The organism is Streptomyces sp. NPDC096205 (assembly GCF_044763135.1).
Classification (GTDB): domain Bacteria; phylum Actinomycetota; class Actinomycetes; order Streptomycetales; family Streptomycetaceae; genus Streptomyces.
Map to the genome: position 1 here is coordinate 1,378,681 of NZ_JBIWFS010000001.1, position 16,457 is coordinate 1,395,137.

A 16,457-nucleotide genomic window follows, 5' to 3' on the forward strand; every position below is an offset into this window, starting at 1 on the left:
CTCGATTCCTCATCAACCGGCGCCCGGCATACTGATTTTGCGGGCGCGAGACCACCGCAACAGCGGCATGGATATGGACAAAGGAAGGGGCCCAAGCTCAGCCTTAGGCCCCTCGCCTGTCACGTCAGTCGCCAGGCACCTTCGTGGGCAAGCCGATCAGGCTGCCCGCCATCTTGTTGACCTGCGCGTCCGTGAGCACGCCCTGGAAGGTCCACACGTCGTCCACCAGGCCCGGGAAATACGAGCCCGCGGCTGCCGTGCCCGAGCGGTAGCGGCCGATCTGCAAGGACGTGGCTTTGAAGGCGAGCGCGTTCTCCGCCCACGGCACCCGGTCCTCGCAAGCGGAGTCATCGGCCTCGCCGTCGCCGTCAGCGTCAGGGCAGGTGAACGCATCGAGAGTGCCGTCCACGTAGAGGCGGGCCTGCTTGGCGAAGCCGTCGTAGACCAGAGCCAGGTGGTGCCACGCGGTGGCATTGGAGACCTCGCCGTTGTTGGCCTTGACCACGGTGGCATCAGCGGCATTCTTGTCGGCCACCGCAAGCTGCCAGCGGCCCCAGGTCCGGCCGGAAGCGTCGGGCACGAAACGCACGGTGAACGCGCCTTGATTGCTGCCTTCTGCGCTTACCAGCGTCACTGGCCTGTCAGGCGTGGCGACAGCCTGCGCCCACGCGGTCAGTGTGAAGCTCCCCGAGGTGTCGGCGGGCACGCTGTCCGCGGTGGCGTATCCGCCTGTGCCATCCAGCTTCATCGCATGACCGTCGATGGCCTCGAGGTCCTGAACCTTGGACGCACCGCCGAGCAACGTCAGCTTGTTCCCGGTCTTCGCGTCGTCCGGCGTGGTCACCGGTGATGTCGCGGACGTCTCCTCGAACTTCCAGCGCGTCTTGAGCAGCGGGCGCTGCTGGAACATCTGTTGGACCTCTTGGGCCGAGACTGGCCGGTCCAGCACCCGAACGTCGTCGACGGTGCCAGGAAAGAAGTACTGGGTCGTCCCACTGAAGCTTGCGGCACCGATATACATCGACTGGGCGGCGTAGAAAGGGCTGGTCTGCGTGGCGGAGCCGACCTTCACACCGTTCACATACAGCGTGAGGGTGTTGGCCACGGTGTCATGTACTCCGACCAGATGCGCCCAGTCTCCTTCACCCGGCACCGCCCCGGACAGCTGCGTCGCACGCACGATGCCAGCGTCAGCCGAGTCCGCAGAGTACTGAGCGAACACCCACTTCTGGGCAGCCGCGGAATAGTACAGCTCAAATCCGGGCCGCTCCTTGCCGGCCTGGGCTGCCACGACGCCAGTCTGCGTGAGCTTGTCCAGCCTGGCCCAGGCGGACACGGTGAAGCTGCGGAAGGTGTTCACATGCGGCGCGCCCGTCGTGCCTATCTGTCCGTAGCCGGTTGTGCCGTCGAAACGGGTCGCCTTCCCCGCGATCCCCTCCACGCCCGTGGTGACGGTGCCGTGGTAGGTGGCCGACAGTACCCCACCATGCCCCTCGATCTCGGTGACGGGCTTGGCGTCGTCGGTCTTGTCATTCATGCCAAACACCGCCAGCGCAGGGGACCCCGGGTCGCCGACGGTCTGCTTCGCGTACAGCTTGCCGACCTCGCCGGCTTCCAGCTGGCGGTTGAAGATCTGCACCTCATCGATGACACCGGGGAAGAAGTTGCCAGGTACTCCGCTTGACGAGCCGGCGCCCAGTATGAGACCGCGGCGGGCGTTCCATGGCGTGGACCAGATCTTCTCGCCGACCAGTTGGCCATCGACGTACAGCCGCAGCAGGTCAAGGCCTGCGTCGTACGAGCCGGCCACGTGCGTCCACTTGCCCACCGTGACCGGGGCCGGTGTGGCGGCCTGAGCCCTGATCAGGGTCGCGTCGGCCGTATCTGCGGAATGCTGGCTGAACACCCAGCCGGCAACTGGGGAGTAGTACAGCTGGAAACCGGCCCTGATGTTGCCCGGCTGGGCCGCCACCACAACCGACTGGTCGGGCTGCCGGTCGAACTTCGCCCACGCGGACACGGTGAATCCCTGCGTGGTGTCGACAGGGGAGAGATCGGTGGAGGCGTAGCCGTCGCCGTTGAACTGCACCGCCGTGTCCGTGACACCAGCCACACCGGCCGTGGTGCCGCCCTGCAGCTTCAGCGTCCGGGCGGGTGTCGAACCCTTCGCCTCACTCACCCCGGCGTCCTCGTCCAACTGCCAGGTGGCGCGATCGGGCTGACCAGCCTTCACCCGGAAGAAGTAGGTGTAGGGCGCACTGGTGCGTCCTGCGGCGTCGATTGCCTGCGCCATAAAGAAATTGAGGCCAGGCTTGGTCGGCAGCACCTTCACGAACTGCGCGGCCCCACCCGAGGTTGTGATCTTGTTCAACGGAGACGGCGACCCGTTGATGCCGTACAGATACGTCGTAACATCCGAGTTCACGCCATCGATGGTGAACGTACCGTACTGACCAACACCGTCGTACCAAGGGTCTTCGGGGTTCGCCATGTCCGACTCTGGGTACTCGACAGAGCTGATCTTGGGAGTCGCCGGCGCCTGCTTGTCGTACAGGAAGTAGCAGGCCGACGCGTCACCCGCATACGACCACGCCGAGTACTGCGCCCCGTCATACACGCGGGCATACCAGCCGATGCTCTTGTGCTCCGGGATCGGCGTAGGCTTCGTCGGCGTCGATTCAGGCAGGCTGATCGAGAAGGACGACCCCGATGCCTTGAACGACGTCCTCGCTGGAGTCCACGAACCGCCGTCCCACTTCGCCTGGAACTGCACCGCAACGCTGTCGCCGTCCGGGTCGGTGACATCGGTGGCATAGATCAGGCCCAGCGTGCGCACATACTCCGCGTTCGAGGGCGTCTTACACGTGCCTCCGTACCGCATCGTCAGCTGGGACATCTTCAACTGCGCGGGCGGGCGGTTGTACTGCACTCGCAGGAACGCCTTGTCCGAGAACCGCTTCCACCCGTAGCCGTCGGTCTCGTTAGCAGCCCGCAGGCCGAACGTCATGGTGGCTTCCCGGTTGTTGGCAGCCGCCTGGACCGCCGACTTCACATCGAACTCGGCCTCCGCCGCGCTGCAACCCGAAAATCCGTATGCGAACGGCTTCGAGCCCAGCTGCTTGACCCAGAAGCCAGTTGCGTTCTGTGAGTTCCAGGTTGTGGAGTCGGAGATCCCCTGCGTCTGCCACAGCTCCACATAGCGGTCCGAGCAGGACGCGGACCAGGTGTTACGCACCACGAACTCGGCCGACAGGATCGACTTCCCGGCGAACGCCGACACGGGGATCCGGTAGAAGAGCCGCTTGGTGTCATGCGGCTGGCAGTAGTACCAGTCGCAGTAGCCCATGCCGGCGTCGGACTCGCCGTTGAACTTCCACTGCGGCGAGGAAGCCCAGTACTTCGACGCCATCGTCCAGGCCGAGGCTTGCGGCGAGTACCACTGTGGATCGATGAACACGGGGTACTCAGTGTCTGGACCCTTGAGTACGTCCTGATCGGGGATGAGCACCAGTTCGTCGTTGCCGACAGGAAGTTCCACACCCACTTGGGCCAGCTTGCCGGACTCGCCCGCGCCGGGCTCGACCGGCGTGTCGTCTTCGTCCTCGGCGGCAAGGGCGAGCGTCTTCAGTGCTGGTGAAGACTCGCCGGCACTGGAGTCCCACATCAACGGCTTCGGCGCCTCGAACACCGTCCCCTTGGCGCCGTCATCGACCGCTTCGAGGCCGCCCTGAGCCGTCTTATGGACCGTCATGCCGTCGGTGTTCAACTTCAGGCGCAGTTCGGCCAGCTTCGGATTCGCTGCGGCTTCAGCCGACTTGACCACAAGCAATTGAGTGAAGCCGTCCTCCTGCGCGGTCATCCGCAGGTCGACGCCCGGGAGGACCTCTGGATACGTCGCCACGGCGCCCGACAGCTGTGGTTCCGGCAGCGCGGTCGGCCACGAAAGACTCAACTCCCGACCGGCACGCTCCATGCGCACCAGGGGTGCGTCCGAACCGCCGCCGGAGAACTCCAGGTCCACGGTTGTCGCCTTGGGGGCGACCATCCCATTCGTGGTTGCCGCCAGGTCGGTGTCTACGCGCCTCCAGGCACCACCGCTACGCGTCCAGGTCGGGCGCAGATATTCGCGGGCCTCGAGGTTCCCATCCGGGGTGGCGAACACCTCGCTGGCTTCCCCCCGGAGGGACAGCACCTCCACCAACTCGCCGGTCTTCCGGGCTTTCTCCAGCGCCGTCTCTTCATCCACTGCACCCGTGGACACTTGCGCCGCACCCGTGGACGCTTCCGCGGCAGCAGCTGAACCGACTGCCGCCGACGAAATCGGCAACGCAGGCAACGCCGTCAGCACCAGCGAGGCTGCAACGCCCCCCAGCACCACAGATCTTGTTCTTCGCGCCCGCGACGCAGGCGTCCCACCCCACCAAGACTTCACAGATCCCATCCCCTGGACACAGAACTCACACAGGATGCAGAGAGTAAAAATGGAGTTACGGAAACCGGTCAATTAGATGTGACGCAGGTCACGAAAACATGTCCGAATATGCGCTGAGCAGCCAAAACGCGCCTGCCCGGCATCTCAGAAGTTGAACATCCGGATGTCCGGACATCTGGCACTCCGGCCCGGTTGCAGCGGAACGCCCCGACTCCTGCATCCGCAGAAGCGGCAATCCACCCACGACCCATCACGCCTCCTCAGAACGCCGCATCATGGGCGTGGTAATGCCTAAAGGTGGTCCCGTAACGGGTGGGAGGGCTGAGGCGGGATGGGGTGATCTCAGCAGATGGTCCGAAGTGGATCGAGCCGTTCGTCGGGTTGAGCCCGGCGCAGTTCACCCGGCTTGTCGCAATGGTTGGACGACGTGGTGGTGATGTCCAGCGGGGCCGTCCGTGGCGGCTGCCGTTGGAGGACCGGGTGTTGATGGTGGCCACCTACTGGCGTACGAACCTCACGTTGCGGCAGGTGGCACCGCTGTTCGGGATCTCGAAGTCGGCCGCGGACCGGATCCTGGACCATCTGGCTCCGCTGCTGGCGATCTCGCCGGCCCGCCGCAAACGTGAGGACACCGTCTACATCGTCGAGGGCACGCTGGTGCCCACCAGGGATCGCAGCGTGGCCGCGTCGAGCAAGAACTACCGGTACTCGACGAACCTACAGGTGGTCATCGACGCCAACAGCCGGCTGGTGGTGGCCGTCGGTGATCCGCTGCCCGGGAGCCGCAACGACTGCCGGGCCTTCACCGGGTCCGGCGTCGACCGGGTCTGCCGCGGCGTGCCCGCCATCGCCGACGGCGGCTACCAGGGCACGGGACTGCTTATCCCGCACCGCAGACAGCGAGGCCAGGACCATCTGAGTCCGCAGCAGGAGGCGGAGAACGCCGTCCATCGCCGGGCAAGGGCACGAGTCGAGCATGCCCTGTCCCGCCTGAAGAACTGGAAAGTCCTGCGGGCCGGCCGGCTCAAGGGCAGCGGCGTTCATCACGCCATGCTCGGTGTCGCACGCCTCCACAACATGGCCCTCTCGCATTGACTCAGACCCCATACGGGACAACCTTTAGTCGTCTGCCGACACGGTGTGTGCTTCACGTCCATTCGCGACATCGCTGACAGGCCATCAGAACGAGCGTCGCCTGAGCGTCAACAAGACCTGCCGCCGCGTGAGCCTGGACAGAGGATGCGCGTCCATTACCTGGACACAGCTCGCGAAACAGCAGGTCAGCGGGGTCCGTAAGCGCGGGTCGTGTTCACGTTGTGCACTTCAGAAAACAGGTCGAGCGCAACCGGCCATGCCTGCAGAACCCAATAAAACCGCAGGTCAGATTCCCTTTGTAACCGGCTCAAGAATCGCCACGCACTCCACATGCGAGGTCATCGGAAACAGATCGAACGCCCGAAGCGTCCGCACCCGGTACCCACCCTCCCGGAAGTAGGCGATGTCCCGAGCCAACGCGGCCGGATCGCACGCGACATAGGCGATGCGCCGGGCGCCCAGCGCGGCGAGCTGGGCCACCGTCTTGCGGCCCGCGCCGGCACGCGGCGGGTCGAGGACGATGAGGTCGACGTCGGTGATGCCGGTGCGGGGCAGGACGGCGTCGACCTTGCCCTGTTCGACGCGGACGCGGGGGAAGTCGGCGAGGTTGTGGCGGGCGTCCTCGACCGCGCGCTTGCCGGACTCGATGCCGAGGACCGCGCCCTTGTCGCCGATGCGGTCGGCGAGGGCGCCGGCGAACAGGCCCACGCCGCAGTAGAGGTCCAGGCACATGTCGCCCTTGCGCGGGAGCAGGCCTTGCATGACCGCCGTCACCAGGGTGTCGGCCGCCTTCGGGTGGACCTGCCAGAAGCCGCCGCTGCCGACCCGGTGGGTACGGCCGTCGGCGCGCTCGCGGACGAAGGGGCGGCCGTGTACGCGGTGGACGCCGCCGTCCTTCTCCTCGACCCGCATCACCGAGACCGGCTTGTCCAGCTCGACCAGCGGCAGGCGCGCGCCCGGGCGCGGGGTCAGGATGACCTGGCGGTCCTGGCTGCCCGTCGCCGCGATGGCCTCGACCGACTCCATGCCGGTCCAGTCGCGCTGCTCGATGCCCAGCTCGCTGACGCCCTCCGCGGCGATCATGCAGTGCTCGATGCGCTCGACCTCGTGCGAGCGGTGGCGGCGCAGCCCCGCGTGGCCCTCGGCGTCCACCGCGTACTGCACGCGGGTGCGCCACTGCGGCACCTGTCCCGCGGGCAGCTTGTCGCCCTCGGCCGGCATCACCGTGCCGTCCCAGCCGGCCTCCTCCGGGGTGAGGCCCGCGAGCCGCTTGAGCTGCTCGGCGATGACCTCACCCTTGAAGCGCCGCTGGGCGCCCGGCTTGGCGTGCTGCCAGTCGCAGCCGCCGCAGCGGCCGGGGCCGGCGTACGGGCAGGGCGCCTCGACCCGGTCCTTGGACGCCGACAGCACCTCGACGGCGTCGGCCCGCAGGAAGCGGTCGCCCTCCTCGCCCTCGGTCACCCGCGCCACGACCCGCTCGCCGGGCAGCGTGTGCCGTACGAACAGCACCTGCCCCTCGGACGTGCGGGCGATGCAGTGGCCGCCGTGGGCGACCGGGCCGACCTCGACCTCGTACTCCTCGCCCACCAGCGACTTCTTCGGTTCTGCCTGCATGGCGGGTGACTCCAGATCAGGGAAAGGTACGGGTGACAGGGCGGCGGGCCCCCTGTCGCGGGACGGCGACAGCCCGCGCTCGCGGGACAACAGCCCACCAGTCTACGTCGTCCGGTGCGGGCCTCCGCCCGCCGAGGAAGGGCCCCGGAAGGCCGGCCTCACTCCTTGCCGCTCGGCTCCTTCTCCCGCTCCTGCGCGGGGCCCCGGCGCACCGAACCCGGCGCGTTCCACTCCGACCGCTTGCGGGCCCGCTTCTTGGCGGCCTCGGAGGACTGGAGCTGGTACGGGACCGAGGTGACCATGATGCCGGGGGTGAAGAGCAGCCGGCCCTTCAGACGCAGGGCGCTCTGGTTGTGCAGCAGGTGCTCGTACCAGTGGCCGACGACGTACTCGGGGATGATCACGGACACCGCGTCGCGCGGCGACTCCCGGCGCAGGCTCTTGACGTACTCGATGACCGGCCGGGTGACCTCGCGGTAGGGCGAGTCGAGGACCTTCAGCGGTACGTCGATACCGCGCCGCTCCCATTCGTCGCGCAGCGCCCGGGTCTCGGTCGGGTCGACGTTGACGGTGAGCGCCTCCAGGGTGTCGGAGCGCATCAGCTTGGCGTAGGCGAGGGCGCGCAGGGTCGGGCGGTGGATCTTGGAGATCAGCACCACGGAGTGGACCCGGGAGGGCCGCACGCTGTCGTCGCTGGGGCCCTCGGGGGCGGCGATCTCGGAGGCGACCCGGTCGTAGTGGCGGCGGATCGCGGTCATGGTGACGTAGAAGATCACCATGCCGAGCAGGGCGACCCAGGCGCCGTGGGTGAACTTGGTGATCAGGACGACGACCAGCACCAGGCCGGTGAAGAAGGCGCCGAAGGTGTTGATCGCGCGGGAGCGGACCATGCGGCGGCGCTTGCCGGGGTCGCGCTCCTCGGCAAGGTGGCGGTTCCAGTGCCGGACCATGCCGATCTGGCTGAGCGTGAAGGACACGAACACACCGACGATGTACAGCTGGATCAGCCGCGTGGAGTCGGCGCCGTAGATCCACACCAGCAGCGTGGCCGCGCCGGCCAGGAGCACGATGCCGTTGGAGAAGGCGAGGCGGTCGCCGCGGGTGTGCAGCTGGCGCGGCAGATAGCGGTCCTGGGCGAGGATCGAGCCGAGGACGGGGAAGCCGTTGTAGGCGGTGTTGGCGGCGAGGAACAGCACCAGCGCGGTGGCCGCGGCCAGCACGATGAACAGGAAGCTGCCCTTGCCGAAGACGGCCTCGGCGACCTGGGAGATCACCGGGTGCTGGATGTAGTCCGCGCCGACCGGTACGCCGCCGTCCAGCAGGTCCTTGGCGGGGTTCTCGGCCATCCGGACCTCGGACACCATCGCGAGGGCGATGATCCCGCAGAACATGGTGACGGCCAGCAGACCCATCAGGGCCAGCGTGGTCGCGGCGTTCTTCGACTTGGGCTTGCGGAAGGCCGGGACGCCGTTGGAGATGGCCTCCACGCCGGTGAGCGCGGCACAGCCGGAGGAGAAGGCACGCAGCAGCAGGAAGACCAGGGCGAAGCCGGCCAGGCCCTGGTGCTCGGGCTCGATCTCGTATCCCGCGGTCGGCGCCCGCAGGGTGTCGTCCAGGACCAGCCCGCGGAAGGCGCCCCAGGCGATCATGACGAAGACGCCCGCGACGAAGACGTACGTCGGGATCGCGAAGAGCGCGCCGGACTCCCGCACGCCCCGCAGGTTCATCAGCGTCAGCAGCACGATCACGCCGATCGCGCAGAGCACCTTGTGCTCGACGACGAACGGGACCGCGGACCCCAGGTTCTCGATGCCGGAGGCGATGGAGACGGCGACGGTGAGGACGTAGTCGACGAGCAGGGCGCTGGCGACGGTGAGCCCCGCCTTGGGGCCGAGGTTGGTGTTGGCCACCTCGTAGTCGCCGCCGCCGCTGGGGTAGGCGTGCACGTTCTGCCGGTAGGAGGCGACCACCGTGAACATCAGCACGACGACCGCGACGGCGATCCAGGGGCTGAAGTGGTAGGCCGACACGCCCGCGATGGACAGGACCAGCAGCACCTCGCCGGGCGCGTACGCCACGGAGGACAGCGGGTCGGAGGCGAAGACGGGCAGGGCGATGCGCTTCGGCAGGAGCGTTTCTCCGAGCCGGTCGCTGCGCAGAGCGCGCCCGATCAGAATCCGTTTGGGCACGTCGGTCAGTTTGGACACAACAGAACATCGTAAGGGCTCGAACAGCAGACCGCCCACCGGCCCACCGTCTTGTGCCTCACGAGTGAAATTCGGCCACCGGACCAGCAAGGCGCAACCGCGCCCCAGGCGTCTCCATGTCTATATGACAAACCCGTCCACCACGCCCCGTCCGCCGGCTGCGACAGCCCGTACCCCCACTTCGGAGCCCCTTATGGCCACCGCCGCAGAACTCATCGGCGCCACCGCCGCGCTCGTCGCCCTGACCGTCCTGACCTTCGCCAGTGTGCGCAGTATCAGCCGCCGCTGAGCGGGTCGGACCGTGCACGGGGGTGCCGTCGGCCGACCGTGCGTGTGTAGCTTGGTCGGCGGTCTGAGACCCTGTTTTGAGCGTTTCAGCCAAGTCAACGACCTTTGACACCGGAAGGACGGTCGTGCACATCGTCATCATGGGCTGCGGCAGAGTGGGGTCCGCTCTCGCCCAGACCCTGGAGCAACAGGGGCACACGGTCGCGGTGATCGACCAGGACCCCACCGCCTTCCGCCGCCTCGGCTCCTCCTTCGGTGGCCGCCGCGTCACCGGCGTCGGCTTCGACCAGGACACCCTGCGCGAGGCCGGCATCGAGGAGGCGGGCGCCTTCGCCGCGGTCTCCAGCGGCGACAACTCCAACATCATCGCCGCACGCGTGGCCCGCGAGATGTTCGGCATCGAGAACGTCGCGGCCCGCATCTACGACCCCCGCCGCGCCGAGGTCTACCAGCGCCTGGGCATCCCGACCGTGGCCACGGTCCGCTGGACGGCGGACCAGATGCTGCGCCGGCTGCTGCCCTCCGGCTCGGAGGCCCTGTGGCGCGACGCCACCGGTGGCGTGCAGCTCGCCGAGGTGCACGCCTCCGCCGCCTGGGTCGGCCACAAGATCAGCCGGCTCCAGGAGGAGACGGGCGTGCGCGTGGCGTTCCTGACCCGCCTCGGCGAGGCGATGCTGCCCACCTCGCAGACGGTGCTGCAGGAGGGCGACCTGGTGCACGTGATGATGCGCACCGACGAGGTCGAGAAGGTCGAGGCGGCGTTCTCCGAGGGTCCGAAGGAGGGCGGTCACTGATGAGGGTCGCCATTGCCGGTGCCGGTGCGGTCGGCCGGTCGATCGCCGGTGAACTGCTGGAGAACGGCCACGAGGTCCTGCTGATCGACAAGGCCCCCACCGCCATCTCCGTCGAGCGCGTCCCGCAGGCCGAGTGGCTGCTGGCCGACGCCTGCGAGATCACCTCCCTGGACGAGGCCGCGCTGCAGCGCTGCAACGTCGTCATCGCCGCGACCGGCGACGACAAGGTCAACCTGGTCGTCTCCCTGCTCGCCAAGACGGAGTACGGCGTTCCGCGCGTGGTCGCCCGCGTCAACAACCCCAAGAACGAGTGGCTGTTCAACGAGTCCTGGGGCGTGGACGTGGCCGTCTCCACCCCGCGCCTGATGTCGGCCCTGGTGGAGGAGGCGGTGAGCGTCGGCGACCTGGTCCGGCTGCTGCGCTTCAGCCACGGCGACGCCAACCTCGTGGAGCTGACCCTGCCGGAGGAGTCGGCCCTGGCCGGCACCCAGGTCGGCGATGTGGAGTGGCCGCAGGACACGTCCCTGGTCACGATCATCCGCGGCACGCGCGTGCTGACGCCGTCCAAGGACGACTCCCTCGAGGCCGGCGACGAACTCCTCTTCGTGGCCGCACAGGCCCGCGAGGAGCAGCTGGAGGACCTGCTGTCGGTGCGCCGCGACGACACCGCCGAGTGAGTTCTCGTACGACGACGAAGGGCGCCCCTGCCGCACGGCGGGGGCGCCCTTTTCGTGAGGCGGTCGGGGCCTACTCGGCGGAGCGGGCGGCGGCCTCGCGCTCCTTCTCGGCCTGCTCGGCCTGCTCGGCCTTCTCCGCGGCCTCCATCTCGGCGAACACGTCGATCGGCGCGGGCGCCTTCGCCAGGAACACCCAGGTCAGATAGACGGCGAGCAGGAACGGCGGGATCTTCAGGGCGACCAGGACCCAGCCGAGCTGGGTGGTGTCGGCCCACCAGTACAGCGGGAAGAGGATCGCGCACTTGGCGAGCAGGATCAGACCCCAGGCCCAGCTGGCCTTGGCGTAGGCCTTCTTGCGGCCGGGGTTGCGGGTGCGCCAGGAGAGGTTCTCCTTGAAGACCGGGCCGAGGATCAGGCCGATCAGCGGGACCCCGCACAGGGTCGTGACGATGTACGCCAGCGCCAGGCCCAGCGTGTAGAGCATGCCGGGCAGGTAGAAGTCCTTGGCGTTGCCGGTCATCATCGCGAAGACGACACCGAAGGCCACGCCGAAGACACCGCTGAAGGCGTGCTTGACGGTGTCCTTCGTCACGAGGCGGACCACGACCAGGACCAGCGACACCGCGAGCGCGGCGATCGCGGACATGTGCAGGTCCTTGTTGATCGTGTAGATCGTGACGAAGAGAAGGCCGGGCACCACCGTCTCGACCATGCCGCGCACGCCGCCGAACGCCTCGAAGAGCGCGGCCTCCGTCACCGCCCTCGCATCGTGGGCGTCCTGCTGGGCGTCCTGGGTCGGCTTGTCGAGTGACGTCACCGGCTACTCCCGTCCGAGCGGTCTCAGTTCGTATTTCGGGTTGAACAGCACCCTGCGGCCCCGGCTCATCGAGACCCGGCCGGACGCGATGAGTCTGCGTCCCGGCTCTATCCCGACTATGGAGCGCCGACCCAGCCACACCACGTCCAGGGCGGCGGAGCCGTCGAACAGCTCGGCCTCCAGGGCGGGCACGCCCGCGCGCGGGCGCAGGGTGACGGTGCGCAAGGTACCAGTAACGGTGACGACCTCGCGGTCGTGACAGTCGCCGATGCGGGTGCAGCCCGTGGTCTCGGCGTCCTCTCGCAGCTCCTCGGACTCCAGGTCCTCCTGCGACGAGGAGAGCCGGTCGAGCATGCGCCGGAACCGGCCCACCGGCTTGTCGGATCGAGGAACAGCACTCATGCCAAAAGCCTACCGGTCCCCACCGACACGCCAGTACCCCCTGGCTCTGCGGCCCTCACCCCTCGCTGATCTCGCCGTCTCGCAGCTCCAGCACCCGGTCGGCGAGGTCCAGCAGGGTCGTGTCGTGGGTGGCGACCAGCGCGGTGACACTTTCGCTGCGCACGACGGCCCTCAGCAGCTCCATCACGGCGTGCCCGGTCTCCACGTCGAGCTGGGCGGTCGGCTCGTCGGCGATGAGCAGGGCGGGGCTGTTGGCGAGGGCACGGGCGATGGCCACGCGCTGCTGCTGGCCGCCGGAGAGCTCGCCGGGCCGCTGGGCGGCGTGGTCGCCGAGCCCCACCAGGGCGAGGAGCAGCTCGACGCGTTCCTCGCGCTCGCGCACCTCGGCCCGGCGCAGCCGCAGCGGTACGCCGACGTTCTCGGCGGCGGTGAGGATGGGGATGAGCCCGAAGGACTGGAAGACGAAGCCGATGCGGTCGCGGCGCAGCTCCAGCAGCCCCTGCTCGCCGAGCCCGGACAGCTCGTGCCCGTCGACGACGATCCTGCCCCGGTCGGGGGCGTCGAGCCCGCCGACGATGTTCAGCAGGGTCGTCTTGCCCGAGCCCGAGCGGCCCTTGAGGGCGACCAGCTCGCCGGGGCGCAGCTCGAAGGAGACGCCGCGCAGGGCGTGGACGGCGGCGGCGCCGGTGCCGTAGGTCTTGTGGACGTCGGTGACGCGCACCATGGTCTCGGTGACGACCTGGCTCATGCTGTGCCTCCCCCGTGGGCCGGGCGCCAGTATCACGGACCGGCGCCCGGCCGATCAACGGTTCAGTTCGGGTTGTCGCCGTGCGTGAGGGTCTCCCAGGCGACGAACAGGTTGTTGCTGCCCGCCGGACGGTTGCGTTCCGTCAGTGCCTGGGTGTTGGTCATGGCGATGCCGAGCCGGTTGTGCAGGGCGTTGTGGCCGACCTCGGTGACCGGGCCGAGCCCGAGGTGCAGGGTGCCACCGCAGAGCCAGCCGGGGACGGCGGTGCCGAGTTCGTACTTCGCCTGGAACCCCAGCGCGTGCCGCAGCCGCTCGCCGACGTCGGTGCCGTACAGGTCCTGGCCCTGGATCCGGCTGGTCTCGGCGACGTGCGAGATGGCGGAGATGCCGTACCCGGTGTGGGTGAGGTCGCGGCAGGTCTCCTGGGTCAGGCCGGTGACGAAGGTGGTCTGGCCCTGCCAGTACTTGACGATCTTGTCGCGGGTGTCGAGGTTCTGGCTCGGCACGGTCTTCGGTAGTTCGCCGTCGGAGGCGAGGTAGACGTAGGCGGCCGTGCGGGTGCGGAACTTCTGCATGGCCTTGTCGTACGACGCCTTGTCCTCCAGGAAGACGGAGATGCCGACGGCGGCCTCCATCATCGACAGCTCCCAGTTCCCGTTGGAGTTGGAGCCGTTGATGATCTCGGGCAGGTAGACGTTCCGGAGCATGGTCGCGAACCGGCCGGAGTTCGCCCAGCCTCCGGTGTAGGTGTGCTTGATGATCTCGGCGGCCTTCGGCCAGGAGGAGCCCGCCCAGCCGGTCTGCAGGGGCGCGTTGCTGTTGGTGTGGTCCTGGATGACGGCGGACCAGGCGTCCATGAGCTGGATGGCCTTCTGGGCGTAGCGTGGCTCGCGGGTGATGTACCAGGCGAGCGCGTTGGTGTACGCGGCGATCGCGTCCTCGCGCTCGTCGGTGCAGCCGTAGTTGGGGTTCGAGTACGAGCCGCACTCGACGACGGCGCGCGGCTTGGGGACGCGGCTCTGGTCGGCGTACCTGCTCGCCATCATCTGGTCGAAGGCACCCTTCCAGGGCTGGGCGCCGGCGAGGACCTGGGTGCGGGCGAAGTCGAGCTGGCTGCGGGAGACGGTGACGCCGGGGTGCGTGAAGGTGGTGGGGGCGGACCGGGCGGCGGGCGCGGTGAAGGCTCCGAGCAGCAGTGAGGCCACCACGGCGAGCAGTGGGGTGCGACGCATAGCGACTCCGTTCTTGTATGTGAACGCGGAGCGCCTTTATGAACGTAGGCGTTGGCCGGAGACCATAGGTACAGACCAATAGCCCGTCAAGGGGTCGGGCATGCGAAAGGGCCGCACCCGCGATGGGGTGCGGCCCTTCGTCGTACGGGACCCAGCGGACGTACGGGACTCAGCGGACCTCGGTGATCTCCGGGCCGCGCTGGAGCTGGCCCATGCCGCCGGAGAAGCGCGAGCCCTCCTCCTGCTGCTGGACACCCTCGGGGACCATCTGCGCGTCGTTCGGCAGCTTCAGGACGATCGGGTCGCGGGGCGCCATCGGGCCCTCGCCGCGCACCACGACCGTGTCACGGAAGATCTGCTCCAGCAGTCCGGCCGCCTGCGGCTGCACCGCGCCCTGGCCGGAGATCACACCGCGCAGGAACCAGCGCGGGCCGTCCACACCGACGAACCGCACGACCTGGAAGCCGCCCGTGCCGTCCGGCAGCTGGACCGGCACCTGCGCGCGCAGCTCCCAGCCGAGGGGGCCCTCGACCTCGTCGATGATGCCGCCCTGCTGGGTGATGCCGGCGCCGATCTCCTCGCGCACCTCGCCCCAGATGCCCTCGCGCTTGGGGGCGGCGAAGGCCTGCAGCTGGATGGCGCTGTCACGCAGCACGACCGTCGCCGCGACGATCGCGTCGCCCGCGACCTCGACCCGCAGCTCCATGCCGTCGACGCCGGGCACGAAGAGGCCGCCCAGGTCGACCCGGCCCTCGCCGGGCTCGCGGACCTCGGTGCTGTCCCACGGCCCGTCGGGGCGCGGCTCGGGCTCCAGCCTCACGCGCTCGCGACCGGCGTCGTCGGCGCTGTCGTACGCCTCACTGTCGACGCTGTCGACGACCTGCTCGGCCTCGCCGGCCGCGCCATCGGCGGCATCCCTCTTCTTGCGACGTCCGAACACGTCACTGTCCTTCCCGGTCGGATACGACCGAAGCGTATCGATTCCCACCCGTCGTGCCGCCCTCGGCGGCCTGACCGCTTGTGCCGCTTGTTGTGCCGCTCTCGCCGCCCACGGCGGCATGGCCGCCGGTGGACCCGAAGCCCCCCTCGGCCCGCGCCGAGCCGGGAAGTTCCGCCACCTCCTGGAAGCGGACCTTCTCGACCTGCTGGACGACCAGTTGGGCAATCCGGTCGAAGCGCTCGAACCGCACGGACTCGCGCGGGTCGAGATTCACCACGATCACCTTGATCTCCCCACGGTACCCGGCATCAACCGTCCCCGGGGCATTCACCAGGGCGACACCGCACCGGGCGGCGAGGCCGGAACGAGGGTGCACGAAGGCCGCGTACCCCTCCGGGAGCGCGATGGACACCCCGGTGGGCAACACCGCCCGCTCACCGGGCTGCAGCTCGCACGCCTGCGTGGTCCGCAGGTCCGCACCCGCGTCCCCGGGGTGCTCGTACGCCGGAAGCGGTACGTCCGGATCGACGCGCCGGATCAATACGTCGAGCTCTGGACGGGGGTGACGGCTCACGGGTTCACCTCGAAGGCACGGGCCCGCCGGATCTGGTCCGGGTCGCTCATGGCGGCCTGGATCTCCTCCGGGCGGCCGTTGTCGATGAAGTGGTCGACCTTCACCTCGATGAACAGGGCGTCCGCGCGGACCGCGACCGGCCCGTCCGGGCCGCCGATCCGTCCCGTGGCGGTGGAGTAGATCTTCCGGCCCGCGACCGCCGTGACCTCGGCCTCCAGGTACAGCGTGGTGCCCACCGGCACCGGCCGCCGGAAGTCGGTCTCCAGACGCCCGGTCACCGCGATCGTGCGCAGCAGCCAGTTCAGCGAACCCAGCGTCTCGTCCAGGGCCGTCGCGAGGACACCGCCGTGCGCGAGGCCCGGCGCGCCCTGGTGGGCACTCTGCACGGTGAACTCGGCCGTGATGCTGACGCCGTCACCGGCCCGGGCCGCCAGATGCAGCCCGTGCGGCTGCTCACCGCCACAGCCGAAACACTGGCCGTAGTGGGCGCCGAGGAGTTCCCCGGGCGCGGGCGCGTCGGGGTGCCGTACGGGTTGCACCGCGTCGGCCGGCGGCTGAAGGCTTGCGGAAGTACCACTCACAGGCGCAGACCTTACCCGCGCGTCGGTGTGGTCAGGACACCGTGCCAAGCTTGGTT

At 68.8% G+C, this 16,457-nt stretch carries 13 protein-coding genes; 3 read left to right on the plus strand and 10 right to left on the minus strand.

What is annotated here, in order from left to right; translation table 11 throughout:
* Positions 1-124 precede the first annotated feature (124 nt).
* A complete protein-coding gene (locus ACIQ6Y_RS05795; protein ID WP_404033725.1) occupies positions 125-4,441 on the minus strand; it encodes a LamG-like jellyroll fold domain-containing protein in 4,317 nt (1,438 codons plus the stop codon).
* 312 nt (positions 4,442-4,753) lie between these two features.
* On the opposite strand from ACIQ6Y_RS05795, the gene ACIQ6Y_RS05800 reads away from it, so the two are divergent.
* Complete coding sequence (locus ACIQ6Y_RS05800) at positions 4,754-5,527, plus strand: transposase (RefSeq protein ID WP_404033727.1); 774 nt, start codon at positions 4,754-4,756, stop codon at positions 5,525-5,527.
* 285 nt (positions 5,528-5,812) lie between these two features.
* Here ACIQ6Y_RS05800 and ACIQ6Y_RS05805 read toward each other — a convergent pair whose 3' ends face one another.
* Both ACIQ6Y_RS05805 and ACIQ6Y_RS05810 read right to left on the minus strand, forming a co-directional pair.
* The gene (locus tag ACIQ6Y_RS05805; protein ID WP_404033407.1) at positions 5,813-7,141 is read right to left on the minus strand and encodes a class I SAM-dependent RNA methyltransferase; all 1,329 of its coding nucleotides are present in this window, start codon (positions 7,139-7,141) and stop codon (positions 5,813-5,815) included.
* 158 nt (positions 7,142-7,299) lie between these two features.
* Positions 7,300-9,348 (minus strand): APC family permease, encoded by a 2,049-nt coding sequence (locus tag ACIQ6Y_RS05810; protein ID WP_404033410.1) that lies wholly within the window; start codon positions 9,346-9,348, stop codon positions 7,300-7,302.
* Positions 9,349-9,761: 413 nt separating this feature from the next.
* Here ACIQ6Y_RS05810 and ACIQ6Y_RS05815 point away from each other — a divergent pair, with 413 nt between their 5' ends.
* Both ACIQ6Y_RS05815 and ACIQ6Y_RS05820 read left to right on the plus strand, forming a co-directional pair.
* The gene (locus ACIQ6Y_RS05815; RefSeq protein ID WP_404033413.1) at positions 9,762-10,430 is read left to right on the plus strand and encodes a potassium channel family protein; all 669 of its coding nucleotides are present in this window, start codon (positions 9,762-9,764) and stop codon (positions 10,428-10,430) included.
* Entirely contained in the window at positions 10,430-11,107 is a 678-nt protein-coding gene (locus ACIQ6Y_RS05820) for a potassium channel family protein (protein WP_404033415.1), read from the plus strand. Before ACIQ6Y_RS05815 ends, ACIQ6Y_RS05820 begins: the two co-directional genes overlap by 1 nt.
* A gap of 70 nt (positions 11,108-11,177) precedes the next feature.
* On the opposite strand, the gene ACIQ6Y_RS05825 is transcribed toward ACIQ6Y_RS05820, so the two are convergent.
* From ACIQ6Y_RS05825 to ACIQ6Y_RS05855, 7 genes are all read right to left on the minus strand, one after another.
* Positions 11,178-11,924: a DUF3159 domain-containing protein gene (locus ACIQ6Y_RS05825; protein WP_404033417.1), complete on the minus strand. Its 747-nt coding sequence runs from the start codon at positions 11,922-11,924 to the stop codon at positions 11,178-11,180.
* A 3-nt stretch (positions 11,925-11,927) separates the two neighbouring features.
* Positions 11,928-12,326 (minus strand): OB-fold nucleic acid binding domain-containing protein, encoded by a 399-nt coding sequence (locus ACIQ6Y_RS05830; RefSeq protein ID WP_399650716.1) that lies wholly within the window; start codon positions 12,324-12,326, stop codon positions 11,928-11,930.
* A 55-nt stretch (positions 12,327-12,381) separates the two neighbouring features.
* Entirely contained in the window at positions 12,382-13,074 is a 693-nt protein-coding gene (locus tag ACIQ6Y_RS05835) for an ABC transporter ATP-binding protein (protein WP_404033419.1), read from the minus strand.
* Positions 13,075-13,136: 62 nt separating this feature from the next.
* Positions 13,137-14,306, minus strand: coding sequence for an alginate lyase family protein (locus ACIQ6Y_RS05840; RefSeq protein ID WP_404033421.1), 1,170 nt, complete (start codon positions 14,304-14,306; stop codon positions 13,137-13,139).
* 169 nt (positions 14,307-14,475) lie between these two features.
* Positions 14,476-15,246 (minus strand): DUF3710 domain-containing protein, encoded by a 771-nt coding sequence (locus ACIQ6Y_RS05845; protein ID WP_404033423.1) that lies wholly within the window; start codon positions 15,244-15,246, stop codon positions 14,476-14,478.
* 1 nt (position 15,247) lies between these two features.
* Positions 15,248-15,820 (minus strand): dUTP diphosphatase, encoded by a 573-nt coding sequence (gene dut, locus ACIQ6Y_RS05850; RefSeq protein ID WP_404033425.1) that lies wholly within the window; start codon positions 15,818-15,820, stop codon positions 15,248-15,250.
* Positions 15,817-16,401: a PaaI family thioesterase gene (locus tag ACIQ6Y_RS05855; RefSeq protein WP_404033427.1), complete on the minus strand. Its 585-nt coding sequence runs from the start codon at positions 16,399-16,401 to the stop codon at positions 15,817-15,819. The genes dut and ACIQ6Y_RS05855 overlap by 4 nt, the downstream gene beginning before the upstream one ends.
* Between the last annotated feature and the right edge of the window lie 56 nt (positions 16,402-16,457).

What these genes read in the sequence shown, in the direction of transcription:
- ACIQ6Y_RS05835 (WP_404033419.1), bottom strand. Translation starts at nt 13,074, where the DNA reads ATGAGCCAGGTCGTCACCGAGACCATGGTGCGCGTCACCGACGTCCAC.
- ACIQ6Y_RS05840 (WP_404033421.1), bottom strand. Translation starts at nt 14,306, where the DNA reads ATGCGTCGCACCCCACTGCTCGCCGTGGTGGCCTCACTGCTGCTCGGA.
- ACIQ6Y_RS05805 (WP_404033407.1), bottom strand. Translation starts at nt 7,141, where the DNA reads ATGCAGGCAGAACCGAAGAAGTCGCTGGTGGGCGAGGAGTACGAGGTC.
- ACIQ6Y_RS05795 (WP_404033725.1), bottom strand. Translation starts at nt 4,441, where the DNA reads ATGGGATCTGTGAAGTCTTGGTGGGGTGGGACGCCTGCGTCGCGGGCG.
- ACIQ6Y_RS05820 (WP_404033415.1), top strand. Translation starts at nt 10,430, where the DNA reads ATGAGGGTCGCCATTGCCGGTGCCGGTGCGGTCGGCCGGTCGATCGCC.
- ACIQ6Y_RS05830 (WP_399650716.1), bottom strand. Translation starts at nt 12,326, where the DNA reads ATGAGTGCTGTTCCTCGATCCGACAAGCCGGTGGGCCGGTTCCGGCGC.